Below are 25682 nucleotides of genomic sequence, written 5' to 3' on the forward strand. Positions count from 1 at the left end.
TCGCTCACCGGGGCTCACCTGTGCGAGGTGAACTCCACGACCTGCTGATAGGTGGGCCGGTTCTGCCAGCTGATCTTGTTGTGCTTGATGCCTCCGAGAGGCTGCTGGATGATCGAGTCGGCGCACCACTGGTCGCCCGCCGAGCAGTACTCGTCGCCGGGGTAGACCTGCGCGGCGGTCTTGCCGGCCGCCTCCTTGAGGGTGTTGATCAGGAGGGTGCGGCAGGCGCTCAGGCTGCCGCCGCCGCAGTACTGGTCCGCCAGCGGGCCCCGCACCGTCTCACCCAGCACCGAGCGGATGTCCTTGTCGACATAGCTCCACCAGCCGTACTGGAAGGAGCTGCCGGCGTGGGAGCCGGTCGGGCCGTGCGCGGCCGACGGGGACTCGTCGATGGGGAGGTTGGCGGTGATGGCGGTGTACAGGTCGGTGCCGAGGCCTGGTTCGAACTCGGCCTTCACCAACAGCGGCCACCAGGCGTCCAGGATGCGGATCGCCTCGGCGTTGGCGTAGGTCTTGGAGCCGGCGGAGGTCTCCGTGCGTTTCGAGCCGGACGTGACCCAGGTCTGGAGCTTGGCGACCGCCGCGGCGGCCGTGGAGTCCGTGACCGTGCTGCTGTTGACGACCTTCAGCAGGTCCGGGACGACGTCCTCGGCGCGCAGGTCGGCGAGGCCCGCCTCGGCCATGGCCTTCGTCAGCGAGGCCCGGGTGACGCCGCCGGCGGCGACCAGTCGCTTCACCCGGTCGTCGAGGAGGTTGCCGCGGTGGACGGAGCCGTTGCCCCAGGGGGCGGTGGTGTAGTCCTTGGCCTGCTTGTTGTTCCAGGAGATGTAGTAGTCCTGGTCGAGGGAGTTGGGGTGGGCCGAGGGGGCGGTGTAGTCGGCGGTGTTGGTGGCGGGGTTCCAGTTCCGCCACTCGTACGCCGCCTGCGCCCAGGCCGGGAACTCGGGGTCGACGTTCGCGGGGCGCACCGGGTTGTCGCCGCTGTTGTAGTACGCGGTGCGGGTGGAGTCGGCGTAGAACCAGTTGAAGGTGTAGTTGATGTTCTGGACGGCCTTCTGGAAGGTCTCGGGGCCCTTGACGTAGTTCGGGTCGTTCAGCATCTGGAAGCCGATGATCGACTCGGCCTCGTTCAGATACGAGGAGCGCAGGGTGGTGTAGGCGACCTTCTTGCCGCCGACCGTCGCGCGGTGCGTGACGGGGCCGTACTTGGTGCGCCAGACCTGCATGCGGTAGGAGCCGGCCGGGGTGTCGTCGGCGGTGGTCGGCTTCCAGGCGTTGGTCTGCTCGATCTTCTCCATGGCCGTACAGGTGCCGTGGTACAGGTAGTGCACGTCGTCCTGGCACAGTTCGACGGCGTAGGCGTCGATGATGTCCTGGCCCGAGGTGGTGGCGCTCCAGGCGTAGTCCTGGCCCCGGCCGAGTTCGACGTACATGCTCAGGCCGGCGAAGGAGGCGCCGCGGGCGCTGATCCCCGGGCCCTGGATCTCCTGGAGCATGAGCAACTGCGGGGCGAAGTAACCCGTCTGGGGCCCGAAGACGGCGACGGGGCGGCCGCTCGCGGTGTGCTCGCCGCTGACGACGAGGGCGTTGGACATGCCGCGCCGGGCGGAGCTGAGGGCGCTGTCGGTGGCCTCGGAGGAGACACTCGTCGAGGCCACCGTGGCCGCGCTGCCGGTGCGGTCGTGGACCAGCGGTTCCTCGGTGACGGTGCCATCGTCGGGAAGCGCCGTGCCCTGCGGGTTCGCGGGCTTGGTGGCGTAGGGGAAGCTGCCGTCGTGGACGGTGAGGGCGGCCTCGGGGTCGTTGCGCTCGCGGAAGGACTCCCAGACCTCGGTGCCCTCGGTGACGCCGTACTTCTCCTGGGCGGCCAGCAGGGACAGGGCGTTGTTGACCTCGCCGCCGCCTCCCGAGCCGAAGAGGGCGCCGATGACGGAGGCCAGGGCGACCAGGTCGGTGGGCTTGAACTTCTCGATGGTGCCGGCGTTGGTGACGGAGTCCTTGTGGCCGGTCAGGACGTACTCGCCGGGGAAGTAGCGGCCGCTGTCGGAGGCGTCGATGTAGGCGTTGATGCCGGCGACGTAGGCGTTGACGTCGGCGAGGGCCAGCTGCCCGCGCTCGCCGTTGGAGGCCACCGCCTTGTCGATCTGGGCCTGGAGGTCGGCCTCGGTGTAGGGGGCGTGGCGCCAGAACTCCTGCTCCAGGCCCTGGTTGGACGCGGCACCGCCCGCGAACGGGGTCAGCTTGCCGCGCCCGACGTGCCGGAAGACGTCCATCAGCCACAGCCGGTCCTGGGCGGCCGCGTAGCCCGCGCCGAACTCGGTGCCGTAGCGGGTGGTGCCCGTGATGTGCGGCACACCGGTCTTCTTGTCGCGGACGATCGTGACGTCGATGCGGCCTGCCGGGTTCAGGGTGGAGGCGACCTGGTCGGAGGCGACGCCGAAGGAGGCGTCGTTGAAGAAGGTGTTGATCGTGGAGTTGGTGAGGCCCGGGTAGCCGGTGGCCAGGTTGTTGTAGGGGCCGAGCTGGTTGCTCGCGTTCTCCGGCATGGAGCCGAAGCCCTGGTTGAGGAGGATCTGGGCGAGGGTGGCGTTGCCGTTCTGCCCGGGCGGCAGGATGTCGGAGCACTGGCCGCCGCAGTGGTCCGTCACCGCTGCCGCCTTGACGGCGTCGGCGTCGGTGTCGGCGGCCGCGGCCGGGGCAGCTGGGGAAAGAGGCGACAAAAGACCGGCAACGAGTGCGCATATGGAGGCGGCCTTGAGGAACTCCGGGAATCTACGGGGAGTTCTCACTCTGTCCGGTGCGTTGCGTGAGGTGCGTGGGGTGCGCCAGGGCATGGCAGCTCCTCCCGACGGGGGTGGGCCGGATGTTACCGCCGGTATCCCCGGCTTTGAAGATGAACATGCGTCACGTTTTTAGGATCACCGCCAACGGACAGGTGACTGACAGCGTGAACAGGTACTCAGAAGTAGTCGTAAGCAGACAAGAAGAAGTCAGAGGCAGTCAGGCGTAGGCAGGAACGGTCCGTGAACGGCTCAGCAGACGACTTATGGAGGTCATCGGAAATCGGATGGAGCCGAATCGCGTGTCGATACGTCTATTCGGCGACGTCCCCGACGACGACGCCGAAGTGACCGAAGTTCAGGTGCAGGTGTGACGGAGGTGCAGGGCGATGGCCGGTTTCCGGAGTCTGGCAAGACAGGTGCGAGATCCCAGGTGCGATCTGGCACTGCGGCGCTATTCGCTGCGCAAGTGCCTTGAGCGGTTCGCCCCCTACGGACATCGGGCGACCTGGGACCACTTGTGCTCACGGGCCGGGTTCGGCCCCGAGGACCGCGACCCCGATCCAGCGCGGCTCGTGGCCGCACTGGACGAGTTGGAGGAGGCCCGCTCCGTCTGGCTCGACTACGAGGTGCAGTTCGCGCAGCGCCGCAAGAAGGAGAAGCACGACGGGCTGCGCAGGCCGGGCAGTGTCGACGACTGGCACCGGCTGACCTGGGGCGGGTTCGGAGTCGCCTGGTGCGACGACCCGAAGGTCCATCCCGATGGACCGATGGCGGAGGTGCTGCGCCGGCTCATCGCCGCGCTGGAGCGCGAACCGGGCTCGACCTGCCCGGTGTGCGAGGGCGAGCGCCTCGTCTGGATGTACGACCTGGCCCACGAACCGTCCTCGGGCCCGGTCTGCACGGAATGCGGAATCGTGGTGCCACGGCCGGTGCTCACCTCCGAGGCCCTGGCGGAGTCCAGGCGCGGACGGCTGCTGGTCTCGGCCTAGCGCGGCGGGGGTGCGCCGGGGATGCCGCACCCCCGTGTATGAGCGGCGCGCACGACCGGAGTGACAGATACGGGCCCGATGCCCGCGCGGACACCTACGGCTTCTTGACGTCCGTGTGGATGGCGAGCTTGAACTCGGCGAGGGTCAGCGTCGTGGCCCGCTTGGTGTCCCCCGCCCCACGCGCGGATATCTTCAGTCCGAGCGGCATGCCCTGGTGGACGAACATCTGCCATGTGTAGGTGCGGAACTGCCCGCCCCGGGTGAGGGCGCTGTCCGTGGTACCCGTGGAGTCGTACTTCTTCTTCGTCAGGTTCAGCGGATCGCGCACGAAACGGGCCCGGTACTCCAGCGTCAGGGGGTCCGCCTCCCAGAACACCATCGCCGACAGCACGCCCCAGCCGTCGTGGCTGGGCCAGATCAGTCCGGAGCGCGGGTCGGGGAACTTCGACGCGGTCGCGCCACCGTTCGCCGGGTCGTGCATCTTCCAAGGGTCGTACGACTCCTCGGTCTTCTCGTACGGGAAGCGCACCAGGTGGTAGCCGTCCGAGTCGTAGGTGATCCGCTGCACCCCGGAGTGCGCCTTCTCCCACTTCAGCGAACAAATGACGACGCTCATCCACGTCCCTCCACTTGCCGGAGGGCACACCGCGAGGCCCTCTCTGTGTTCATGACACAGTCTCGGCGAAAGCGGTTGCGCGGGAGAGGCGGCTCTCGGGGGCACCGTCAGTCGATACCGAGAGCCGTGTCCACGTTCCGCGGAGACCAACGCTCGTCGTACGGCAGCGCGATGAGGGCGACACGTGCGGCGAGGGCCGACTCGCCCAGGGCCACGAGCCGTGCGTGGGCGCTCCGGACCAGCCACGCCCCGAGCTCCCGTACGCCGTTGTCCGGGACGTGGTCGTACCAGTGGAGCGGCGAATCGTCGACGAGCAGGTCGCGGGCCCAGGCACGGGACCGGTTCACGAGGTGGGTGTCGGCCACGGGATGTATCGGCCACCGGTCCAGGAAGACAGTCGCCGATCCGCCGATACCGGCGCAGGTCGCCAGTACGTCGTCGAGCGAGTACGGCGGCTCCGGCGTCAGCAGCATCGCCTCCCACCACGCGTACAGGAACGCCTCGATGGCGGCGGCCTGCTCGGCGGGCCATGTGCGCCAGTCCGTCCGGCTCAGCCCGTGGCGTCCCGATCCGATGTCGAAGCCGCCGTCCGCCATGGCCCGTGCCGTCTGCGGCAGCAGGCGGCGCATCACCGCGTCGTGGTCCTCGTAGTGGTCGCGCACCTTGTGGACGAAGGTGTGCAGCTCGTCCCTGGGCAACGGGACGTGCGGGACGCGCAGCAACGCCACCGCCTCGGGTGAGAAGCAGCGGTCGCATCCCGTCTCGGTGGGACTGGCGAAGCCGGCGAAGACGTGGTCGATGTCCGCGAGGGCGGCGTCGAGGGCGGGTGAACACATGGGAGTGATCCCGTCGGTACTCCGCGCCGGGCGGGCGGGTGCTCCGTGTCCGCCGGCCGAAGATCGCGACCCTACCAGCCGCAAATCCCCTCGCTCCACCCCTTTCCCGTACGGACAGTTGGGGGCGATGAAACAGCCCTGAGCGCCCCAGGAAACCCGAGGAGAGCCCCGATGTCGACGCTGCGCGTCACCGCCGAAGTGCTGACGATCCACGAACACCCGAACGCCGACGCGCTCGAACTGGCCCAGGTGGGCCTGTACCGAGCCGTCGTGGCGAAGGGCGCGTACCGCACCGGTGACACCGCCGTCTACATCCCGGAGCAGTCCGTGCTCCCGGCCGCGCTGATCGAGGAGCTGGGGCTGACCGGACGGCTCGCCGGCGGCAGGTCGGACCGGGTGAAGGCGGTACGACTGCGGGGCGAGCTGTCGCAGGGCATCGTCTGCCGGCCACGGGAGCTCGCGGACGTGGACCTCACGGCCGCCGTCACGGAGGGCACGGACTTCGCGGAGCGGCTCGGCATCGTCAAATGGGTGCCGCCGATCCCGCCCACGATGAGCGGCGAGGTCGAGTCGGCGCCGGATCTGCTGCCCTGGGTCGACATCGAGAACATCCAGCGCTATCCCGACATCTTCACGCCCGGCGAGCGGATCGTCCTGACGGAGAAGCTGCACGGAACGGCCTGCCTGGTGACGTACTTCGCCGAGGACGGCCGCGTCCAGGTGTCCTCGAAGGGCTTCGGCGCCAAGTCCCTCGCGCTGAAGGAGGACCCGCGCAACCTGTACTGGCGTGCCGTCCACGGCCACCGGGTCACCGAGGCCTCGGCCCGGCTCGCCGAACGGCTCGGGGCACGCCGGGTCGGGATCTTCGGCGAGGTGTACGGCGCCGGGGTGCAGGACCTGACGTACGGCGCCGACGGCCGGCGCGACACGCTCGGGTACGCCGTGTTCGACGTCTCGGCGGAGATCGACGGCGAGGTGCGCTGGCTCGGCTCGGCGGAGCTGTCCGAGCTGCTGGACGGCGAACTGCCGCTGGTACCGAGGCTGTACGAGGGCCCGTACTCCATCGACCGGGTCCTGGAGGTGGCCACCGGCCGGGAGACGGTCTCCGGGCGCGATCTGCATCTGCGCGAGGGCGTCGTGATCCGGCCGGCCACCGAGCGGTACAGCCCGGTGGCCGGCGGGCGGGCCGTCGCGAAGGCGGTCAGCCCGGCGTATCTGACCCGTAAGGGCGGCACCGAGTACGAGTGAGACCGGACCCCCACGGGATCTTCGGGGGACTCGTGGGGGTCCGGGAGCCCGGGAGTCGCTCAGCGGCAGCTCCTGGGCTCCTGCTCGTCGGCCGTCCGCCGCGACGGCCCCCCTCCGCTACGGGGCGTCTGCCGTACGGCGGCGGGCCGGCGCTCGACGAGGAGGCGGGAGCCGCTCTGCCGTTCACCGAAGACGTCGTCGGGGTTGGACAGCACGCAGGTGTCCATCGACAGGCAGCCGCAGCCGATGCAGTCGGTGAGGTGGTCGCGCAACCGGTTGAGCTGCTTGATCCGCTCGTCCAGCTCGGACCGCCAGACCTCGGAGAGATGGGCCCAGTCCTCGCGGGTCGGCGTCCGCCCCTCGGGCAGCTCGGCGAGCGCCTCGCGGATCGTGGCGAGCGGGATGCCGACGCGCTGCGCGGCCCGGACGAAGGCGACGCGGCGCAGGGTGTCCCGGCTGTAGCGGCGTTGGTTTCCCGTCGTACGGCGGCTGCTGATCAGTCCCTTGGACTCGTAGAAGTGCAGCGCGGAGACGGCGGCACCGCTGCGGGCCGACAGCTGGCCGACGGTCAACTCGTGGATCTTCTCAGGGATCTGGGGCACCCCTCCGACCCTACCCATACCCGGTGGCGCCGCCGTCCGTTGACAGGGGACGCGCGGCCGACCATGCTAAGCAGTTGCTTAGGCATGCGGGGATGCGTGCCGACATGGTTGACACGGATGCGCGGGCATCCGGGATGCGGGAGGCCGGGACATGGCAGAGCCGAGGATCTTCACGTCCGCCGAGGAACTCAAGGCGGCGGTGGGCGAGCAGCTGGGCCACAGCGAGTGGCTGGAGGTCGACCAGAAGCGCATCGACCTCTTCGCCGAGGCGACCGGCGACCACCAGTGGATCCATGTCGACCCCGAGAAGGCCGCGGCGGGCCCCTTCGGCACGACCATCGCGCACGGCTATCTGACGCTGTCGCTGCTCCCCCTGCTGGTGCCGCAGATCCTCAAGGTCGACAACGTCAGGATGGGTGTCAACTACGGCACCAACAAGGTCCGTTTCCCGGCGCCGGTGCCGGTCGGTTCGCGGCTGCGCGCGACGGCGACCCTCCAGGACGTCACGGAGGTGGGCGGAGGTGTCCAGGTCTCGGCCGCGGTCGTCGTGGAGCGCGAGGGCGGGGACAAGCCGGTGTGCGTGGCGGAGTCGGTGTCCCGGTACTACTTCTGAGGGCCGGCCGCCGGGCCGACGGTGAAGTGGCGCGGCGGTCGTGACCGCCGCGCCACGGGTGTGCCCGCTAGGGCGCGACGGCGCGGCCGGTCTGCGGGGAGATCATCCCGGCACACAGGCCCCGGCCGGTCAGACCCTGTGCGATGCGCGGGATTGCCGCCAGCGTGTTCGCGGACCAGTCGTGCATGAGGATGATCTGGCCGTGGGTGAGGCGGGCGGCGGCCTGCACGATCGCGTCCGTGGAGGCGCCGTTCCAGTCCCGGGAGTCGACGTCCCAGATGATCTGGGTCAGGCCGTACTTGGCCGCGACCGACTTCACCGTCGCGTTGGTCTCGCCGTACGGCGGCCGGAACAGCTTCGGGGTGCCGCCGCCCGCGCCCGCGATCGCCTGCTGGGTGCGGGAGATCTCCGAGTCGATCTGCGCCTGGCCGAGCCCGGTCAGATGCGGGTGGGTGTAGCTGTGGTTGGCCACCCACATCCCGGCGGCGACCTGGGCCCGGACCTGCGCCGGGTTGGCGGCGGCGTACTGGCCCTGGTTGAACATCGTGGCCCGCAGCCCGTTCCGCTGCAGCGCGCCGAGCAGGGCCGACGTGTTGCCGGACGGGCCGTCGTCGAAGGTGAGCCCGACGTACCCGTTGCAGGCTCCGGCGCGCGCCGGAGCCGCCGCGGCGGCCGTGAGCGCGAGGGGGACGGCACTCGCGACGGCCGTCGCGACGACGGCCAACCGCTTCCCCAGGACACGGAACGAGCGGCGCGGTCCGGTGTTCACGGCGCCACCGTGATGGTGGAGTTGCCGCTGCTCCGATATCCCTCGGTGGCCATGATCATGTAGTACCTGAAGCTGCCGAGGGGCATTCCGGCGCGGGCCCAGGCGTCGAAGTGGTTGCCGGTGGTGATGGCGCCACCCGTCCGCCGGGACTGACGGACGCTCCAGTACTGGTCGAAGGTACGGGTCCCCTCGACGGACGGAGCGTTGTACCGCGTCGTCCTGTAGATGTCGTACGTGCCGCCGTCGCTGGTGACCGTGCCCTTGTACGTTCCCGTGGGCCGGTAGGTGCCCCAGTTGTCGACGATGTAGTACTCGATGAGCGGACTGGTCGTCCAGCCGTAGAGGGTCAGGTAGGCGTTGCCGGACGGATTGAACGTGCCCGAATAGGTCACGGTCCTGCGGGAGCCGTTGCTCCAGCCCTTGCCGGCGACGAAGTTCCCGGTGTTGCTCCAGGAGGTCCGGTAGCTGCCGCCGGAGGCCAGGGTCATGGAGACCGTGCCCGGGGCGTCGGTCCAGAAGGAGTAGTAGAAGCCGTTGTTGGTGCCGGTCTGGTTGGTGGTGACGACCGTGTCCGCGTGGGCGGTGCCGGGCAGGGCCACCGCGGTCGCGGCGGCCAGGGCGGTCGCACCGAGACCGCCCATGAAGAGCCTGCGGCTCGGGGGCGGGGTGGGAGTGGGTCGGGGTGCGGGTGCGTCGTTCATACGCGCGCGTCCTCCTCGGGCTCGTGGGGTTCGCCCTTTCACCCAGGGAGTGTTGGCCTGCCCCTGTCAACTGTCAATAGTTTCGGCACCCACACCGAAACATTCGATCTAGTCGGAGAGCGGGAGAGAGTCCATAACCCCAGCTCAATAAGCATGAGCACACGCTCGAATGAGGGACAATATCAACAGCCCCAATTCGCCACCTATGCAGTGCGCGCAGATACTTCGAATGTTTCGAAGAGGATTCCGATCGCGCCAAGATCGGCCGGGCGACGCCTCGGGGTCACTTCTTCGCGCCCACCATGCGCAGCACGAGGTCCGCGTAGAGGGAGCCGACCTCGTCGGGGGTGCGCGGGCCGTTGACGTTGAACCAGCGGGCCACGTCGATGCAGAGGGAGAGGACGGCGATGGTGGTGCCACGGACGTCGGGCACGTCGAAGTCGCCGGCGGCGACGCCGTCCTCGATGATGCCGCGCACGGCCGCGTCGTTCTCCCGGCGGAGGGTGACGATCTCGGCGCGGGCGTCGGGACCGAGGGCGTCGAGCTCGTACTGGACGACCCGGGCGACGGTGTGCTGACCGGCGTGCCAGCGGACGAAGGAGCGTACGGCCTCGGCGAGGCGGTCGGCGGGACTGCCCTCGGTCTCGGCCGCCCTGCGCAGCACGTCGAGCGCCTTCTCGTGCCCGATGCGGCTGATCCGGTGGAGCAGCTCTTCCTTGGTCTTGTAGTGGATGTACAGCGCGGCCGGGCTCATCCCCGCGCGGCCCGCGATGTCACGGGTCGTCGTCGCGTGGTAGCCACGCTCGGCGAAGGCCTCCACGGCGGCCACCAGCAGCCGCCGGGCCGCGTCCGGGTTGACCTCGCCCCACGGCTGCGGCTCGTCGCCCGCCGTCTCCTCCGCCGCACTCATCGCTCGTTCGCCCCTTCCGATGGCTGGGCACCACCATACCGCCGAAAGGTGAGCGAGCGCTTAGAAGGCCCGCTCAGGGCTGTGCCGTACGGGACCGTGCCGTAGGAGACCATGCCGTGCGAGCCGGGGCTTGTCAGAGCTTCTCGAAGGGGTCGTGCTCCGCGAGGAGCTTCTCCAGTCTGGCCTGGTCGACCCGGCTGACGATCCGGCCGGCCTCCTGCCGGTCGCGGATCACCTTGGCCAGGGTGAAGGACGAGGTCACGAGGTAGAGGACCGCGATGGCCAGGAAGGCGCGGACCCAGGTGTCGGCGTCGAGGTTGTAGATGCCGACGGTGGTGGCCGCCATGGCGACGCCGAAGGACGCGACGGCCTGGCCGTAGAAGGCCGCCGTACTCTGCTGCTTGACCGATGTCTCACTCATGGGGACATGGTCCGGCAGGCGTGGCCGGGACCACATCCGTCGGGATACTCAGCCGGCGGCCTCACGTACTCAGGCGCGGACTCGGACTCAGAACGCCGAAACGCCCGTCAGCGCCCGCCCGATGAGCAGTTTCTGTATCTGGCTGGTGCCCTCGTAGAGGGTCATCACACGGGCGTCGCGCAGGAGCTTTCCGGCCGGGTACTCGTCGATGTAGCCGTAACCGCCGAAGACCTGCAGGGCGTTGTTCGCGGCGCGGACGGCGGCCTCGGAGGCGAAGAGCTTGGCCTTGCTCGCCTCGGTGGCGAACGGCAGGCCCCGGTCGACGAGGTCGGCGACGCGCCAGGTCAGCAGCCTGGCCGCGTCGACGTCGACCGCGATGTCGCTGATGAGTTCCTGGACGAGCTGGTGGTGGGCGATGGTCCTGCCGAACTGCTCGCGCTCGGTGGCGTGGCGCACCGCCACGTCGAGTGCGGCCTGGGCGATGCCGACGCAGCCCGCCGCGACCGACATCCGGCCCTTGGCGAGCGCGGACATGGCGACGGTGAAGCCCTTGCCCTCCGGACCGAGCAGGGCGGAGGCGGGGACGCGGACGTCCTCAAGGACCAGTTCGGCGGTGGCCTGGCCGCGCAGGCCGAGCTTGCCGTGGATGGCGCGGCGGGTCAGGCCGGAGGTGTCGGTGGGGACGAGGAAGGCGGAGACGCCCTTGTGGCCGGGGGCGTCGGTGGAGCGGGCGAAGAGGAGGACGACATCGGCCCAGGTGCCGTTCGTGATGAACATCTTGGTGCCGCTGATGACGTAGTCGTCGCCGTCGCGGACCGCGCGGGTGGCGAGGTTGCCCGCGTCGGAGCCGGTGCCGGGTTCGGTGAGGCCGAAGCAGCCGACGTACTCCCCCGCCGTGAGCCCCGGCAGCCAGCGGCGCTTCTGCTCCTCGTCGCCCCAGGCGGCGATCGTCTTCGCGACCAGGCCGAGGGAGACGGAGACGATGCCGCGCACGGAGGAGTCACCACGGCCGAGTTCCTCGGTGACCAGGCAGTACGCGAGGTGGTCGCCGCCGGAACCGCCGTACTCCTCGTCGACGGTGAGCCCCAGGAAGCCGACCTCGCCGAGCTTCTTCACGATGGCCCGGTCGACGTTCTCGGCGCGGTCCCAGGCGATGACGTGCGGGGCGATCTCGCGCTCCACGAAGTCCCTCGCGAGTCGGCGTACGGCGGTCTGCTCCTCGCTGAGCTCCAGGTTCATGCCACGCCGCCCTTCGACCCGTTCCGCTTTAAATTACCACTGCTAGTTTTATGTCGCAGCCCTACTATGTGCGCCATGGCCCGACCGCGCAAGCCCCTGTTGAGCACCGACCGCATCGTGGCGACGGCGCGGGCGCTGGTGGACGCGGAGGGGCTGGCGGCGGTCTCCACGCGCCGGCTCGCCGCCGAGCTGGGGGTGAGCGGGCCCTCCCTCTACAACCACTTCCGCACCATGGACCAGATCCTGGAGGCCGTCGCCGACTCGGTGAGCGCACAGGTGGACCTGTCGATGTTCGAGGACGGGCGGGACTGGCGGACCGCGCTGCACGACTGGGCGGTCTCCTACCGGGCCGCCCTGCGCGACCATCCGAACATCGTGCCCGTCCTCGCCAGGGGACCCGGGCGACGGCCGGCGGGGCTGCGGGTCGCCGACGTGGTCTTCGGGGCCATGGTCGAGGCCGGGTGGCCGGCGGCGCAGGCCACGTCCATCGGGGCGTTGATGCGGTACTTCATCATGGGGTCCGCGATCGGGTCGTTCGCCGGGGGGTTCGTGGACGACGAGAGCGCGTACGACCCGGCCGACTATCCGCACCTCGGGCAGGCCCACCTGCTGGCCGAGCAGCAGGAGAAGGTGGACGAGCGGGCGTTCGAGGTGGGGCTGACGGCGTTGCTGGACGGGTTGGAGCAGCAGTACGGGCGGGTCGCGCCCCACAGCCCCGAGCTGGGCGTCTGAAAACCGCGAGCTTTCGTGGCACTCCCCCACCTAGCCTCGGCTCCATGACGAACGGCTCCCGGTCCACGCCCACCCGCAAGGTCGAGCTGCTCGCGGCGGGGGCGGCCGCCGTCACCGTCGTGCTGTGGGCGTCGGCGTTCGTGTCGATCCGCAGTGCCGGGGAGGCGTACTCGCCGGGGGCGTTGGCGCTCGGGCGGTTGCTGGCGGGCGTGCTCGTACTGGGCGCGATCTGGCTGGTGCGCCGGGAGGGGTGGCCGCCGCGGGCCGCGTGGCGGGGGATCGCGGTGTCCGGGGTGCTGTGGTTCGGGTTCTACATGGTCGCCCTGAACTGGGGCGAGCAGCAGGTCGACGCGGGGACGGCGGCACTCGTCGTCAACATCGGGCCGATCCTCATCGCCCTGCTCGGTGCCCGGCTGCTGGGCGACCCGATGCCGCCAAGGCTGCTCGCCGGCATGGCGGTGTCGTTCGCGGGCGCGGTCGCCGTGGGTCTGTCGATGTCCGGCGAGGGCGGGGCCTCGGTGCTGGGCGTCGTCCTCTGTGTGCTCGCGGCCGTCGGGTACGCGGCCGGGGTCGTCGCGCAGAAGCCCGCGCTGGGCTCGGCGAGCCCGCTCCAGGTGACCACGTTCGGCTGTCTCGTGGGGGCGGTGGCGTGCCTGCCGTTCGCCGGGCAGCTGGTGCGGGAGGCGGCGGACGCGCCGGCCTCGGCGACCCTCAACATGGTGTACCTGGGCGTGTTCCCGACCGCCCTCGCCTTCACGACCTGGGCGTACGCCCTCGCCCGTACGACCGCGAGCCGGATGGGCGCGACCACGTACGCCGTGCCCGCGCTGGTCGTCCTGATGTCCTGGCTGGCGCTGGGCGAGGTACCGGGGCCGCTCACGCTGGCCGGTGGCGCGCTGTGCCTGGCGGGTGTGGCGGTGTCGCGGTCCCGCACCCGGCCGCGTACGCCCGGGGCGGTGCCCGGCGCCGAGGTCGCGGCCCCGGATGTCGTTCCGGAACCGCGACCCGGGCCGCCCGCGCGGGGCTAACCGTCCGTTCGTGAACCCGCCCTCCCCGCGAGGATCTTGATCGACACGAGGGCGATCACCGAGAGCCCGATGATGTACGCGGACACCGCCATGGACGTGTCGGTGGCCTCCAGCAGGAGGACCATCAGGAACGGGGCGAGGCCGCCGCCGAACACCGCCGCGATCTGGTAGCCGAGGGAGGCGCCCGTGTACCGCATCTCGGGGGTGAACAGCTCGGCGAACAGGGCGGCTTGGGGCCCGTACATGATGCTGAGGAAACAGCTGGCGACGAACGTGCCGACGGCGAGCCACAGCAGGGAGCCGGTGTCGATGAGCAGGAACAGCGGGACGGCCCACAGGGCGATGCCGACCGCGCCGAACGCGTAGATCCGGATACGGCCGACGCGGTCGGAGAGAGCCGCGGCGGCGGGGATCAGGATCAGCTGGGTGAGGCTGACGCAGAGGGAGACGGCGAGGACCGCACTGCGTTTCATGCCGAGTTCGCGGGTCGTGTAGTCGAGGACGCCGGTGATGAGGATGTAGAACGTCGCGGTGTTCACGGCGAAGGAGCCGCCGGCCAGGAAGACCGTGCCGAGGTGACCGCGGATGATCGTCCTGAGCGGGGAGCCCTTCTCACTCCTCTCCTTCTCCGTCAACTCCCGTTCCGCCGCTCTGAATTCGGGGGTCTCCTCGACGTGGCGGTGGATGTACCAGGCGAGGCCCAGGACGAACAGGCCGACCAGGAAGGGCACACGCCAGCCCCAGGCGGCGAACGCGGAGTCGCTGGTGGCGGCGCCCACGACGAGGAACATCGTGTTGGCGCTCACCACCCCGATGGGGACGCCGAGCTGGACGAAGCTGCCGTACACCCCGCGCTTGCCCTCGGGGGCGTACTCGGTGGCCAGCAGCATCGCGCCGCCCCACTGGGCGCCGACGGCGACGCCCTGCGCGACGCGGAGGAGGACGAGCAGGATCGGAGCGGCGATCCCGATCGTCTCGTAGGTGGGGAGGAGGCCGATCGCGGTGGTGGCCACGCCCATCAGGGTGAGGGCCAGGACCAGCATCGGCTTGCGGCCCCGCTTGTCGCCGAGGTGACCGGCGACGACGCCGCCGAGGGGGCGGGCGAGGAAGCCGACGGCGAAGGTGGCGAAGGCCGCGAGGACTCCCGCGGAGGAGCTGCCGGCCGGGAAGTAGAGATCGCCCAGGACCAGGGCCGCGGCTATGCCGAAGACGAAGTAGTCGTACCACTCCACGGCCGAGGCGAGCGCCGCGGCCGTGGCCACCTTGCGGTGACTCTGGGGGCGGGGAGCGGTGGGTGCGGGCGGTTGGGGGACGGAGGGGGAGGAAGGAGCGGTGTCCATGCGAGCACACTCCGATGGGTGCGGGGACGTTCCGGGGAACGTACTGACCGGACGGTATGGAGGTCAACGGTCGTGCACGGGTGAGTTCGCTCGAGGGATGGGTTGCCGCTGTGGGTGCGTGAGGGCTGGTCGCGCAAGTTCCCCGCGCCCCCGAGAAGCCCGGGGGCGCGCCCGGCGCCCTTTCAGGGGCGCGGGGAACCGCGCGAGCGACCACGCATCACCCGCGGCCGTTCTGATTCGGCTGCGGGCGACCACGAGTCACCCGCGGCAGAATCAGAACGTCACCAGAGCCCGGCCGCCCTTGCCCGCCCGCATGTTGTCGAAGGCCCCCGGGATGTCGTCCAGGGAGATGCGGTCGGTCACCAGGGCGCCCAGGTCCAGGCGGCCGGCCCTGATGTGGTCCGCGAGGAGCGGAACGTCGCGGGCGGGGTCGGAGTTGCCGTAGACGCAGCCGGAGAGGGTGCGGCCCCAGTGGAAGAGTTCCAGGGCGTTGAAGGTGACCTGCTGGTCCTTGCCGCCGATGCCGACGACGGTGGTGCGGCCGCCGCGCCGGGTCGACTCCCAGGCCGCCCGGATGGTGACCGCGCGGCCGACGCACTCCACGGCGACGTCCACGCCCTGCTTGCCGGTCAGGGCACGGATCGCGCGGGCGGTGTCCTCGGAGGCGACGACGTATTCCGTGGCCCCCGCCGCACGCGCCAGCTCCTCCTTCGCCGGGGAGACGTCCACGGCGACGATCCGGGACGCGCCGGCGATCCGCGCCGCCTGCAGCGCGGCCAGTCCGACCCCGCCCACCCCGAACACGGCGACGGTCTCGCCCTCGCGGACCCGCGCCGAGTGGTGGACGGCGCCGTAGCCGGTGAGGACCGCGCAGCCGAGCAGGGCCGCGTCGGTGAGCGGGACGCCGTCGGGGGCGGGGAGCACGCACCCGGCGGCCACGACCGTCTCCTCCGCGAAGGCGGCCACGTTCAGCCCGGGGTGGAGGTCGGCACCGTCGGAGGCGCGGCGGGCGTACACGTTCCCGGCGCCGAGCAGCGCGTTCGCGCACAGCCACACCTCGCCGAGCGAGCAGGCGTGGCAGCTCCCGCAGGAGGGAGCCCAGTTGAGGACGACGCCGTCGCCGGGCGCGACATGGGTGACCCCGTCGCCGACCGCGAGGACGGTGCCCGCCCCCTCATGGCCGAGCACGGCGGGCACCGGCACCCGCATGGTTCCGTCGGACAGCGACAGGTCGGAGTGGCAGACCCCGGCGGCGGCCAGCCGCACCCGGACCTGGCCGGGCCCGGGGTCCGGCAGCTCGATCCCGGTGATCTCCAACGGGGCACCGACGGCGGGCAGTACGGCGGCTCGAACGGCCATGGGGGACGACTCTCCTACGCTCGCTGGGAAACGACTCGCTCGGCCCGGCAGGCGGGAACGGTACGGACGGCGACGCGACCCTCGACCGGCGTCCGTCCGCAACCGCCCCCGCCGTCGGTCCGAACCCGCTCAGAACTGAAGGGACTTGGTCTGCAGGTACTCGGTCAGACCGTGGGCGCCGAGTTCGCGGCCCACTCCGGACTGCTTGTAACCGCCGAAGGGGGCCAGCGGGTTGAAGCGGCCGCCGTTGATGTCGACCTGGCCGGTGTCCATGCGGCGGGCGAAGGCCACGGCCTCGGTGTCGTCGCCGGCCCAGACGGCGCCGGCCAGCCCGTAGACCGTGCCGTTGGCGATCCGCAGGGCGTCGTCCTCGTCCTCGTAGCGGAGGATCGACAGGACCGGGCCGAAGATCTCCTCCTGCGCGACGGTCATCTCGGGGGTCACGTCGGCGAAGACGGTGGGACTGACGAAGTAGCCCTGTTCGCGCGGGGGTTCGGCGCCGCCGACGATCAGGCGGGCGCCCTCGGCGACGCCCTTCTCGATATAACCCCGCACCCGTTCCTGCTGCTTGGCGTTGACCAGCGGGCCGATGCGGTCGCCGTACTTCGCGGCGGCCGCGGCGGCCAGCTCGACGGCCTCGTCGTACTGGGAGGTGTGGACGAGCATGCGGGTCCAGGCGCTGCACGTCTGGCCGGAGTTGGACATGACGTTGGCGACGCCGACGCCGACCGCCTTGGTCAGGTCGGCGCTCGGGAGGATCACGTTGGCGGACTTGCCGCCGAGTTCCAGGGCCACCTTCTTGATGGCGGCCCCGGCGGTCGCGGCGATGCGCCGGCCCACCGCCGTGGAGCCGGTGAAGGAGACCAGGTCGACGCCGTCGTGCTCGGCGAGGGCCTGCCCGGCGACCGGGCCCAGCCCGGTGACCAGGTTGAACACCCCGGCGGGCACGCCCGCCTCGTGCACGGCCTCGGCGAAGAGCTGGGCGGTCAGCGGGGTGTCCTCGGCGGGCTTCAGGACGACCGTGCAGCCCGCGGCGAGGGCCGGGGCGACCTTGGCGACGATCTGGTGCAGCGGGTAGTTCCAGGGGGTGATCGCGCCGACCACGCCGATGGGCTCGTGGTGGACGGTCGAGTTGCCGACCTTCTCCTCGAAGGCGTGCTTCGCGGCCAGCTCGGCGTACGAGCCGGCGACCGCGACCGGCAGGTCCGCGTGCACCCGCTGGGAGAACGGCAGCGGCGAGCCGAGCTCCGCCGTCACCGTCCCGGCGATCTCCTCCCGGCGCGCGGCGAGCGCGTCGCGCAGCGCGCCGATGAGCGCGCCCCGCTCGGCGGGCGGGGTCGCGGCCCAGCCGGGGAGGGCGGCGCGGGCGGCCCGCACGGCGGCGTCGACGTCCTCGGCGGTGCCTGCCGGGACCCGGTCGATCACCTGCTCGTCGGCCGGGTTCACGACCTCGATCGTGTCGGTCCCGGCGGCGGGCCGCCAGGTACCGCCGATGTACATACCGTCGTGTGCCTTCATCGTGCTGCCTCCCGGGCGGGCTGTGTCGTCCGCCCCAAAAACTAGCTCTGATAGTTTTCCGGCACCAGAGCCCCGGACAGTGAGGCAGGACTCGTCACGACGGAACCGGCTGACGCGTCCTCGGCGAGGGTGGCGTACGCCGTCTGTCTGTCGGCCGACAGACAGACGGCGGCCACGACGGCGACCCGGGCCCGGGTGAAGGGGCGGGTGCGGGCTCCCGCCCGGCTCCGCGTGTCGTGCGGGTGCCGGTACTCGTGGGGATGGCAACTGTTCGCCGAAGGGCGCACATGGGGCCGCATTGACTCGATCGTGTGATGGTCGGCTTCCTGGCTTGTGGCGCCCTGGACCGTCCGGGTCAACGTGATCACGCGCTCTGGGACGCCGGATACGGCGCCGGCGTGCGGGGCCCCCGCTCCACCAGAGAGGTGGTCCGGGGCCTCCCCGTCGCCACTGGCCGTACCCAATTGCCCAGGTCGCGCAGGGCTGTGTTCATCAGCGGCCTCCGGCCGCGGGGGCCTCCCGGGATCGGACCACGCACAGGATGCGTGTCGCTGCCCCGGGGTCGAGTACGCCGGGGACCTGGGGGTACCTCCCACGCCCTTAAGGCAGTGGGGGAGCGCCCAAGACCGTTCGGGGCGTGCGACTGATCAGGCTCATTCTTGCTCAGTCTTCAGGAACGGTGGAGTGCAAGGTCATGCGTCCACCTCTACTGGGGCCGTCGCCTCCGGATCAGTCGGCCGCGCCGGGGGCGGGCCGCGTGTGCGCCCGTACGCCCCCGGGGCTCGCCAAGGCGCACGTCATGCGCTCTGCGCGCCGGTTCACGGCTTGCGCGCGGGTTCCCGGGTCGCGGTGAGGTGGGCGAAGACGACGACGTTGCTCGCGTAGCCCTTCCACCGGTCGTACGTCCCGCCGCAGGTGATCAGGCGCAGCTCGGGGCGGCCTCGGTGGCCGTACACCTCCTTGTTGGGGAATCGGGCCTTCTCGTACGTCCTCACGGCGTCCACGGTGTAGACGGCGGTGCGGCCGTCGGCCCGCAGGACCTCCACGATGCGGCCGGGCTTGATCACATCCAGCGCGGCGAAGACGGCGGGGCCCGTCCGGGTGTCCCGGTGACCGACGACGACCGCGGTGCCGGGCCCGCCGGGCGCGGGCCCCTCCGTGTACCAGCCGACCACCTTGGGTCTGTCGTCCGGCGGCGCGGGAAGCCGCCGCCGGCCGTCGAGGCGGAGCCCGATCACGGGCGCCTCGATGCCGAGGTACCGGATGGTGACGGTCTTCGCCGGGGAGGGCGGCAGCGTACGGGGCCGGGCGGGCCTCCTCGGCTCGGCCGGCGCGGTGGGGGGAGGCTGTGGGGGCTCGGCGGGCATCGGCCCGGCGGGTACGGCGGGAGTGGGCCGTGTCTGCTCGGCGGGCCTCTGGTCCACCCGCCCGGCCGGATCGGCGAGCCCCGGACTCACGCGCCCGACCGGCTCGGTGTACTCGGTCCGTCCGGCCGCTTCGGTCCGTCCGGCCGGTTCGGTCCGTCCGGCCGGTTCGGTCCGTCCGGCCGGTTCGGTCCGTCCGGCCGCTTCGGTCCGTCCGGCCGGTTCGGTCTGCGCGGTCCGTTTCCCGGCTGTCGCCCTCGGGGACGCGGCGTGCGCGGATTCGTCGGGTGGTGGGGGCGTGAGGTACAGGGACGCCTGGGCGCCCGGGGCCCCCGCGCCACGCGCCCCGGTGTCGGCCCAGGCGGAGGGCGCCTCGGCGGTCTCGCTCCGCTCCCTGCCCTCCGCCAGATGGACGCCGCCCACCACCAGCGCGACGGTCATCACGACCGTGCGCGTCAGGCGGTAGGCGCGCGTCCGGTACCAGGGCCTCGGCCGGCGTCTACGCGGCGCCATCGGCGCGGCGACGGCGCAGCCGCAGATAGGCCACCCCGCCGACCGCGGCGAGGCCCACGCCGGCCGCGCCGGCGACCGGCGCGAAGTCCTGGGTCATGGCGAGACCGCCGCCGCCGGCCGGGACGGCGCCTTCCGGGACGGCGCCTTCCCGGACGACGCCTTCCGGGACGACGCCTTCCGAGACGACGCGGTCGGGCCCCGCACCTCCGGGCCTGCCGGCTCCGGGCCTGCCGGCTCCGGGCCCGGTGAGCGGACAGTCGACGTCGATCTCCCTGCGCCCTTCCTCCAGCGTCCCGCCGATGGTCCGCCAGGTGAGCACGTAGTTCCCGTTGGGAAGCCGCGCCGCGTTCTCGGGCGCCACGGGCGTACTGTGCCCGGCGCCGTCGGGCCCGAGGGGGATCTCGCCCGTGGCGACGGGATCGGTGCGCGGCGCCGGGGGCTGCCGGTCGATCGTCCAGTTGATGCGCTGGGTCGGTGTGGGGTCCCTGGGGAAGTTGAAGGCAGCGAGGTAGAAGTCGCAGACCAGCTGCTGGTTGCGCTGATTGTCGAACGGGAAGCCCACCTTGTGGATCACGACCTCGGGGTCGCCGGGGGCGGCGACGGCGGCCGGTGCCGTGATGAGGCTGGCTCCCGTGACGGTGAGTGCCGCGAGGACGGCGGCGGCACTCACGCGCACTCCGGCGGGGCGCGGGCGGGACGAGGTGGACATGCAGAACCTCCGAGTCAGACGATTTTCACACAAATCGCTCTTTCGCCTGACTCTCTGTCACACCACACCGGGTACGGGGCGAGCCGCGCCCGACGACCCGTCAGATATCCCTCTTCCGGCCCAGGCACGCACGGGGCCGCGAGCCCTTCCTCTTCCTCTTCCCCTCCCCCGTCTCCTCCCCCGCCTTCGTCTCCGTCTCCGTCTCCTTCTCCTTCTCCTTCTCCTTCTCCTTCTCCTTCTCCGACGTGCCGCTCCCCCGCCCCGGCTGCGTCGGCGAGCGCAGGGCGATGCCCGACGACACCAGCAGCAGGGCGCCGAGCATCACGAACGGCGCGGCCACACCCGCGACGCCGGCGATCAGACCCGCGGCGGCGGGCGCCCCGGCCTGTCCCAGCCGGTTACCCGTGAGCCGCAGCGCGAGGGCGGTGGACCGGGCGTCGTCCGGCGCGGCCTGCACCACCGTCGTCATGGAGAGCGGCTGTCCGACCCCGAGGCAGAACCCGAGGGCGGCGAGTATCAGGGCCAGCGCCCACACCGGAACCGGCAGCGCGATCCCGGCGCACAGCACGGCCCCGAGCACACAGGTGACGGTGAGCAGCGCGGTCCGGCCGAGCAGCCGCAGCATCGGCGTCATCACCAGACGGCACGCGATGGTCGCCGCCGCGCGCAGACTCAGCAGGAGACCGATCACCGAGGGGGCGATGCCCCGGTGCTCGCCGACCACCGGCAGATACGCGGTGAGGATGTCCGTCGCCGACAGCACGGCGAGGCTGATGAAGATGCCGCCCGGCACCCCCCGGGTGCGCAGGATGCGGTGGACGGGTATCCGATCGCCCTGCGCCGTACGGGACTTGGGCTCGACCGGACGCTCTATCCGCCACAGCGAGGTGAACGAGACCGCCGCCCCCGCGCCGGCCACCACCAGCGCCAGGGCGCTCGTACGGACCATGTCCGCTCCGCCGATCAGGGCACCGGCGGCGACCGGGCCGACGAGTTGGCCGAGGGAGGCGCCGATGGTGAAGTGGCCGAAGTTGCGGTCGTGTTCGTGCGGCGCGGACTGGCGGGCCACCAGGGACTGGGCGCCGATCACGAACGAGAGATGGCCGAGGCCCATCACGCCGCTCCACACGGCCATCGCCACCAGCGAGTTCGCCAGTCCGCTCATGACACAGCCGCCGGATATGAGGACGACACCCACGGGCAGCAGGGGCGCGCAGCGGCCCTGGTCGGTCCTGCGGCCGAGCGGGACGGCGGCGAACAGCGGGAGCAGGGCGTAGACCCCCGCGATCACGCCGACCGCGCGCTCGTCGGCGCCCAAAGCGAGGGCCCGGTAGGACACGGCGGGCCGGGCCATCGACACCGCCCCCTGCGCGAAGCTGAAGGCGATGACGAGGCGGAGCAGCCAGCCGCGGTTCCTACCGGGCCTCACGATGCGGTTCCTCCTTGAGGAAGTTCACGCCGGTGCGAGGGAACTTCGCTCCGGAGCGGGGGAGTCGGGCGCCCCCGTTCAGACGATGCCGGACAGGGTTCAGATGATGCCGAACAGTACGCCCGCCCCGAGGATGATCAGCGAGGTCGCGGCCGCCCACTTCACCACGAACTTCGTGTGGTCGCCGAACTCGACCTTCGCCATACCCACGAGGACGTACACGGCCGGCACCAGCGGGCTGGACATGTGCAGCGGCTGGCCGACGAGGGAGGCGCGGGCGATCTCCAGCGGCGAGACCCCGTGGGCGGCGCCGGCCTCGGCGAGCACCGGCAGGACACCGAAGTAGAAGCCGTCGTTGGACATGAAGTAGGTGAGCGGCAGGCTCAGGAAGCCGGTGACGAGGGCCATGTGCGGGCCCATGCCGCCCGGGATGGCGTCGACGATCCACTTGGCCATCGAGTCGACCATGCCGGTGCCCTGGAGGACGCCGGTGAAGACGGCGGCGGCGAAGACCATGCCGGAGACGTTGAGGACGTTGTCGGCGTGGGCGGCGAGCCGCGCCTTCTGGTCGGGAATGTGGGGGAAGTTGACGGTCAGCGCGAGTGCGGCACCGATGATGAACAGCACCGGGATCGGCAGCCACTCCATGATCATGGCGGTGAGCAGCGCGACCGTGAGCAGCGCGTTGAACCAGTACAGCTTGGGGCGCAGGGTCGGGCGGTTGGGGTCCAGGCCCTGGAGGCGGACGTCGTCCTCGTCGTCGTCCTCGGAGTCGGTGCCGGAGCCCGCTCCGCCGGTGGTCTTGGCCGTACGGCCCTGGTCGTCACCGGATCCGGCGGCGGCGGACGAGGCGCCCGCGCCGACGAGCACGGTCTCCTCGGACTCGGACTTCTCCTCGTCCTTGACGATCTTCTCCTGCTCCAGCACCTCGTCGAGGCTCAGCACACCGAGGCGCTTGCGCTCCCGCAGGCCGAGGCCGTAGGAGAGGATGAAGACGAAGAGCAGGCCGACGAGGAGCGCGGGGATCATCGGGACGAAGATGTCGGCGGCGTCGAGCTTGAGCGCGGTGGCGGCGCGGGCGGTCGGGCCGCCCCAGGGCAGCGTGTTCATCACGCCGTTGGCGGTGGCGGCGACACCGGTCATCACGACCAGGCTCATCTTCAGGCGCTTGTACAGCGGGTACATCGCCGAGACGGTGATCATGAAGGTGGTCGAACCGTCGCCGTCCAGGGAGACGATCGCGGCGAGCAGGGCCGTGCCGACGACGATGCGCAGGGGGTCGGCCTTGCAGAACTTCAGGATGCCTCGGACGATCGGGTCGAAGAGACCGACGTCGATCATGAGGCCGAAGTAGACGATGGCGAACATCAGCATCGCGGCGGTGGGCGCGAGATTGCCCACCCCCTCGATGACGTAGTCGCCGAGATTGGCTCCCTTTCCGACGAACACGCAGAAGAGCGCGGGGATCAGTACGAGTGCCGCGATCGGCGACATCTTCTTCATCATGATCAGGACCAGGAAGGTCGCGATCATGGCGAAGCCGAGGATGGTCAACATGTGGATACCTAACGTTCGCCCTTGAACTCCCACCAGGGCACCGGCGGTGCGACGACGTTAGGGCGGGCCCGCAAGTCTTAACAAGACGTTGACATGCGAGCAATAAGAGCAGAACTCCAGGTCACAGCGTTGCGCCTGCTCGGGAGAGATCGACGGGGATGCCGTTGAGGACCGCGTTGCCCGACAGCGGGTCGAGCAGGGAGCCGTCGAGGAGTTGGTTGACGTTCACCCCGGGGTCGATCGCGGCGTGGCTCATACGGGTGCCCGGGCGGTCGTGTCCCCAGCCGTGCGGAAGGCTGACGACTCCGCGTCGTACGACGTCGGTGACCTCGACGGGAGCGGTGACCTCTCCCCCGGCGCCCTTGATCCGTACGGCGTCCCCGTCGGCGAGTCCGAGGCGGCTCGCGTCGTCGGGGTGGATGTGCAGGGTGCAGCGGTTGGTGCCGCCGGTGAGGGCGGGGATGTTGTGCAGCCAGCTGTTGTTGGACCGCAGATGGCGGCGGCCGATGAGGACGAGGCCGTCCGGGCGCTCCCGCAGGGCGGTGCGGAGCCTCGGCAGGTCGTCGACGATCGGCTGCGGCAGCAGTTCGATCCTGCCGCTCACCGTCTTCAGCGGCTGCGGCAGACGCGGCTTCAGCGGCCCGAGGTCGATGCCGTGCGGGTGGGCCAGCAGCTTCGCGAGGGTCAGCCCGTCCGGGTCGGCGCCGAAGCCGTCGCCGTACGGGCCGAGGCGCAGCATCATGTCGAGCCGGCGCTCGGGGCCACCCGTGCCGGTGAGCTGGGCGGCGAGTTCCTCGGGGTCGCGGCCGTGCACGGGCGAGTGGGCCTCCTTGACGGCCTTGCCCAGAGTCTGGCCGATGACCAGGTCGTCGACGGCGGAGGGGTCGGCGCCGTGCATGCCGGTGGCGGCGAGGACGAGCCGCGCGAGGATCTCCGTCTCGGACATGCGGCCGTCCTCCAGGGGGACGGCGGCGCGGTTGTAGCGGACCTGGTTGCGTACGGCCAGGGTGTTGAGCGCGAAGTCGTAGTGCGGGGCCTGGGAGGGCGGGGGCGGCGGCAGGACGACGTCGGCGTGGCGGGCGGTCTCGCCCAGGTACGGGTCGACGCTGACCATGAAGTCCAGGGAGTCGAGCGCCTTGTCGAGGCGGTCGCCGTCGGGTGCGGAGAGCACGGGGTTGGCGGCGATCGTGACGAGGGCACGGATCGGGCTGCCCTCGGGGGTGGCGGTGTCGATCTCCTCGGCGAGCGCGGACAGCGGCAGCTCGCCCTTGGCCTCGGGGTGGCCGCTGACCCGGCTGCGCCAGCGGCCGAGCGCGAAGCCGTGGCCGGGTCCGGCGGGCCGGGGCGTCCTGTCGGTCGCGGACTGCGGGAAGAGGGCGCCGCCGGGCCGGTCGAGGTTGCCGGTGAGGATGTTGAGCACGTCGACCAGCCAGCTGGCGAGGGTTCCGTGCGGGACGGTGCAGCTGCCGATGCGGCCGTATACGGCGGCGGTGGGCGCGGCGGCCAGTTCGCGGGCCAGCGCGCGGACGGTCGCGGCGTCGACGTCACAGGCCTCGGCCACGGCCTCGGGCGTGAACTCGCGTACGGCGACGGCCAGTTCCTCGACCCCTTGGACGTGCGGGGCGAGTGCCCCGAGGTCGACGAGGTCCTCCTCGAAGAGGACCTGCGCCATCGCCGCGAGCAACAGCGCGTCCGCGCCGGGGCGGATCGCCACGTGCCGGTCGGCGAGCTTGGCCGTGCGGGTCAGGCGGGGGTCGACGACCGTGAGGGTGCCGCCGCGGGCCTTGAGGGCCTTGAGCTTGCCGGGGAAGTCGGGGGCGGTGCACAGACTGCCGTTGGACTCCAGGGGGTTGGCGCCGAGGAGCAGCAGGTGGTCGGTGCGGTCGAGGTCGGGTACGGGGATGGCGTTGGCGTCGCCGTAGAGCAGTCCGCTGGAGACGTGCTTGGGCATCTGGTCGACCGTGGAGGCGCTGAACAGGCTGCGGGTGCCGAGGCCGCCGACGAGGACCGGCGGGTAGAGGCCGCCGGCCACGGTGTGCACGTTCGGGTTGCCGAGGACGAGACCGACGGCGTTCGGCCCATGGGCCTCGACGACGGGACGGAGGCCGGCGGCGACGGCGTCGAAGGCCTCCTGCCAGGTCGCCTCCCGCAGTTCGCCGTCCCTGCGGACCAGTGGGGTGCGCAGCCGGTCCGGGTCCCCGTCGGCCGCGCCCAGGGAGGCGCCCTTCGGGCAGATGAAGCCCTTGCTGAACACATCGTCCCGGTCACCGCGCGCCTTGGTCACCCGGGTGCCCTCGATGGTGAGGGTGAGGCCGCAGGTGGCCTCGCAGAGGGGGCAGACGCGCAGGGCGGTGCGGGAGTCGATGGTGGTGGACACGGGTCCTCCCGGAGGGGCGGCGGCGACGG

22 protein-coding genes are annotated in these 25682 nt (G+C 71.3%); 5 read left to right on the forward strand and 17 right to left on the reverse strand.

Annotated elements, in window-relative coordinates; all coding sequences use genetic code 11:
• Positions 1–14: 14 nt before the first annotated feature.
• A complete protein-coding gene (locus tag OG272_RS09775; RefSeq protein WP_405893084.1) occupies positions 15–2834 on the reverse strand; it encodes a penicillin acylase family protein in 2820 nt (939 codons plus the stop codon).
• Positions 2835–3169: 335 nt separating this feature from the next.
• Here OG272_RS09775 and OG272_RS09780 point away from each other — a divergent pair, with 335 nt between their 5' ends.
• Positions 3170–3772 carry a hypothetical protein gene (locus tag OG272_RS09780; protein ID WP_326583910.1) on the forward strand — a complete coding sequence of 201 codons (603 nt, stop codon included), beginning with the start codon at positions 3170–3172 and terminating at the stop codon, positions 3770–3772.
• 94 nt (positions 3773–3866) lie between these two features.
• Here the strand turns inward: OG272_RS09780 and OG272_RS09785 are convergent, their stop codons facing one another.
• Together OG272_RS09785 and OG272_RS09790 are read right to left on the reverse strand one after the other, a co-directional pair.
• Complete coding sequence (locus tag OG272_RS09785; RefSeq protein ID WP_327730453.1) at positions 3867–4388, reverse strand: hypothetical protein; 522 nt, start codon at positions 4386–4388, stop codon at positions 3867–3869.
• 107 nt (positions 4389–4495) lie between these two features.
• The gene (locus OG272_RS09790; RefSeq protein WP_327730452.1) at positions 4496–5224 is read right to left on the reverse strand and encodes a hypothetical protein; all 729 of its coding nucleotides are present in this window, start codon (positions 5222–5224) and stop codon (positions 4496–4498) included.
• 171 nt (positions 5225–5395) lie between these two features.
• On the opposite strand from OG272_RS09790, the gene OG272_RS09795 reads away from it, so the two are divergent.
• Positions 5396–6472, forward strand: coding sequence for an RNA ligase (ATP) (locus tag OG272_RS09795; RefSeq protein ID WP_405893085.1), 1077 nt, complete (start codon positions 5396–5398; stop codon positions 6470–6472).
• 59 nt (positions 6473–6531) lie between these two features.
• On the opposite strand, the gene soxR is transcribed toward OG272_RS09795, so the two are convergent.
• The gene (gene soxR / locus OG272_RS09800) at positions 6532–7074 is read right to left on the reverse strand and encodes a redox-sensitive transcriptional activator SoxR (RefSeq protein ID WP_327730450.1); all 543 of its coding nucleotides are present in this window, start codon (positions 7072–7074) and stop codon (positions 6532–6534) included.
• Positions 7075–7225: 151 nt separating this feature from the next.
• On the opposite strand from soxR, the gene OG272_RS09805 reads away from it, so the two are divergent.
• Positions 7226–7687, forward strand: coding sequence for a MaoC family dehydratase (locus tag OG272_RS09805; RefSeq protein ID WP_327730449.1), 462 nt, complete (start codon positions 7226–7228; stop codon positions 7685–7687).
• Between the two features lie 67 nt (positions 7688–7754).
• On the opposite strand, the gene OG272_RS09810 is transcribed toward OG272_RS09805, so the two are convergent.
• The 5 genes from OG272_RS09810 to OG272_RS09830 all read right to left on the reverse strand — a co-directional run bounded on the left by OG272_RS09810 (position 7755) and on the right by OG272_RS09830 (position 11727).
• A complete protein-coding gene (locus OG272_RS09810) occupies positions 7755–8456 on the reverse strand; it encodes a polysaccharide deacetylase family protein (protein ID WP_328222642.1) in 702 nt (233 codons plus the stop codon).
• Complete coding sequence (locus tag OG272_RS09815; RefSeq protein WP_326583903.1) at positions 8453–9157, reverse strand: glycoside hydrolase family 11 protein; 705 nt, start codon at positions 9155–9157, stop codon at positions 8453–8455. Before OG272_RS09815 ends, OG272_RS09810 begins: the two co-directional genes overlap by 4 nt.
• Before the next feature lie 283 nt (positions 9158–9440).
• Positions 9441–10067: a TetR/AcrR family transcriptional regulator gene (locus OG272_RS09820; RefSeq protein WP_327730446.1), complete on the reverse strand. Its 627-nt coding sequence runs from the start codon at positions 10065–10067 to the stop codon at positions 9441–9443.
• A 133-nt stretch (positions 10068–10200) separates the two neighbouring features.
• The gene (locus OG272_RS09825) at positions 10201–10488 is read right to left on the reverse strand and encodes a YiaA/YiaB family inner membrane protein (protein WP_326583901.1); all 288 of its coding nucleotides are present in this window, start codon (positions 10486–10488) and stop codon (positions 10201–10203) included.
• 87 nt (positions 10489–10575) lie between these two features.
• On the reverse strand, positions 10576–11727 hold the full coding sequence (locus OG272_RS09830) for an acyl-CoA dehydrogenase family protein (protein WP_327730445.1): 1152 nt from the start codon (positions 11725–11727) through the stop codon (positions 10576–10578).
• 75 nt (positions 11728–11802) lie between these two features.
• On the opposite strand from OG272_RS09830, the gene OG272_RS09835 reads away from it, so the two are divergent.
• Both OG272_RS09835 and OG272_RS09840 read left to right on the forward strand, forming a co-directional pair.
• Positions 11803–12459, forward strand: coding sequence for a TetR/AcrR family transcriptional regulator (locus OG272_RS09835; RefSeq protein ID WP_326583899.1), 657 nt, complete (start codon positions 11803–11805; stop codon positions 12457–12459).
• A 44-nt stretch (positions 12460–12503) separates the two neighbouring features.
• Positions 12504–13487: a DMT family transporter gene (locus OG272_RS09840; RefSeq protein ID WP_327730444.1), complete on the forward strand. Its 984-nt coding sequence runs from the start codon at positions 12504–12506 to the stop codon at positions 13485–13487.
• On the opposite strand, the gene OG272_RS09845 is transcribed toward OG272_RS09840, so the two are convergent.
• From OG272_RS09845 to OG272_RS09880, 8 genes are all read right to left on the reverse strand, one after another.
• The gene (locus tag OG272_RS09845; RefSeq protein WP_326583897.1) at positions 13484–14827 is read right to left on the reverse strand and encodes an MFS transporter; all 1344 of its coding nucleotides are present in this window, start codon (positions 14825–14827) and stop codon (positions 13484–13486) included. The genes OG272_RS09840 and OG272_RS09845 overlap by 4 nt on opposite strands.
• 273 nt (positions 14828–15100) lie before the next feature.
• Positions 15101–16186 (reverse strand): Zn-dependent alcohol dehydrogenase, encoded by a 1086-nt coding sequence (locus OG272_RS09850; protein ID WP_327730443.1) that lies wholly within the window; start codon positions 16184–16186, stop codon positions 15101–15103.
• A gap of 129 nt (positions 16187–16315) precedes the next feature.
• Positions 16316–17704: an aldehyde dehydrogenase family protein gene (locus OG272_RS09855; protein ID WP_327730442.1), complete on the reverse strand. Its 1389-nt coding sequence runs from the start codon at positions 17702–17704 to the stop codon at positions 16316–16318.
• Positions 17705–18522: 818 nt separating this feature from the next.
• Positions 18523–19509, reverse strand: a complete 987-nt coding sequence (locus tag OG272_RS09860; RefSeq protein WP_405893086.1) for a class F sortase — start codon at positions 19507–19509, stop codon at positions 18523–18525.
• A 58-nt stretch (positions 19510–19567) separates the two neighbouring features.
• Complete coding sequence (locus OG272_RS09865; protein WP_327730440.1) at positions 19568–20290, reverse strand: hypothetical protein; 723 nt, start codon at positions 20288–20290, stop codon at positions 19568–19570.
• 100 nt (positions 20291–20390) lie between these two features.
• Positions 20391–21719, reverse strand: coding sequence for an MFS transporter (locus tag OG272_RS09870; RefSeq protein WP_405893087.1), 1329 nt, complete (start codon positions 21717–21719; stop codon positions 20391–20393).
• Positions 21720–21818: 99 nt separating this feature from the next.
• A complete protein-coding gene (locus OG272_RS09875) occupies positions 21819–23276 on the reverse strand; it encodes a citrate:proton symporter (RefSeq protein ID WP_326583891.1) in 1458 nt (485 codons plus the stop codon).
• Between the two features lie 121 nt (positions 23277–23397).
• Complete coding sequence (locus OG272_RS09880; RefSeq protein WP_328222646.1) at positions 23398–25653, reverse strand: molybdopterin oxidoreductase family protein; 2256 nt, start codon at positions 25651–25653, stop codon at positions 23398–23400.
• Positions 25654–25682: the final 29 nt, after the last annotated feature.

It is taken from the genome of Streptomyces sp. NBC_00104 (assembly GCF_045160825.1).
GTDB lineage: Bacteria > Actinomycetota > Actinomycetes > Streptomycetales > Streptomycetaceae > Streptomyces.

Excerpts from the sequence above, each read along its gene's own strand:
- OG272_RS09775 (WP_405893084.1), bottom strand. The coding sequence starts at position 2,834 with ATGCCCTGGCGCACCCCACGCACCTCACGCAACGCACCGGACAGAGTG.
- OG272_RS09825 (WP_326583901.1), bottom strand. The coding sequence starts at position 10,488 with ATGAGTGAGACATCGGTCAAGCAGCAGAGTACGGCGGCCTTCTACGGC.
- OG272_RS09805 (WP_327730449.1), top strand. The coding sequence starts at position 7,226 with ATGGCAGAGCCGAGGATCTTCACGTCCGCCGAGGAACTCAAGGCGGCG.
- OG272_RS09820 (WP_327730446.1), bottom strand. The coding sequence starts at position 10,067 with ATGAGTGCGGCGGAGGAGACGGCGGGCGACGAGCCGCAGCCGTGGGGC.
- OG272_RS09855 (WP_327730442.1), bottom strand. The coding sequence starts at position 17,704 with ATGAAGGCACACGACGGTATGTACATCGGCGGTACCTGGCGGCCCGCC.
- OG272_RS09860 (WP_405893086.1), bottom strand. The coding sequence starts at position 19,509 with ATGACCGTCGCGCTGGTGGTGGGCGGCGTCCATCTGGCGGAGGGCAGG.
- OG272_RS09875 (WP_326583891.1), bottom strand. The coding sequence starts at position 23,276 with ATGTTGACCATCCTCGGCTTCGCCATGATCGCGACCTTCCTGGTCCTG.
- OG272_RS09850 (WP_327730443.1), bottom strand. The coding sequence starts at position 16,186 with ATGGCCGTTCGAGCCGCCGTACTGCCCGCCGTCGGTGCCCCGTTGGAG.
- OG272_RS09785 (WP_327730453.1), bottom strand. The coding sequence starts at position 4,388 with ATGAGCGTCGTCATTTGTTCGCTGAAGTGGGAGAAGGCGCACTCCGGG.
- OG272_RS09835 (WP_326583899.1), top strand. The coding sequence starts at position 11,803 with ATGGCCCGACCGCGCAAGCCCCTGTTGAGCACCGACCGCATCGTGGCG.
- OG272_RS09815 (WP_326583903.1), bottom strand. The coding sequence starts at position 9,157 with ATGAACGACGCACCCGCACCCCGACCCACTCCCACCCCGCCCCCGAGC.
- OG272_RS09840 (WP_327730444.1), top strand. The coding sequence starts at position 12,504 with ATGACGAACGGCTCCCGGTCCACGCCCACCCGCAAGGTCGAGCTGCTC.
- OG272_RS09845 (WP_326583897.1), bottom strand. The coding sequence starts at position 14,827 with ATGGACACCGCTCCTTCCTCCCCCTCCGTCCCCCAACCGCCCGCACCC.
- OG272_RS09865 (WP_327730440.1), bottom strand. The coding sequence starts at position 20,290 with ATGTCCACCTCGTCCCGCCCGCGCCCCGCCGGAGTGCGCGTGAGTGCC.
- OG272_RS09830 (WP_327730445.1), bottom strand. The coding sequence starts at position 11,727 with ATGAACCTGGAGCTCAGCGAGGAGCAGACCGCCGTACGCCGACTCGCG.
- OG272_RS09790 (WP_327730452.1), bottom strand. The coding sequence starts at position 5,224 with ATGTGTTCACCCGCCCTCGACGCCGCCCTCGCGGACATCGACCACGTC.
- OG272_RS09795 (WP_405893085.1), top strand. The coding sequence starts at position 5,396 with ATGTCGACGCTGCGCGTCACCGCCGAAGTGCTGACGATCCACGAACAC.
- OG272_RS09780 (WP_326583910.1), top strand. The coding sequence starts at position 3,170 with ATGGCCGGTTTCCGGAGTCTGGCAAGACAGGTGCGAGATCCCAGGTGC.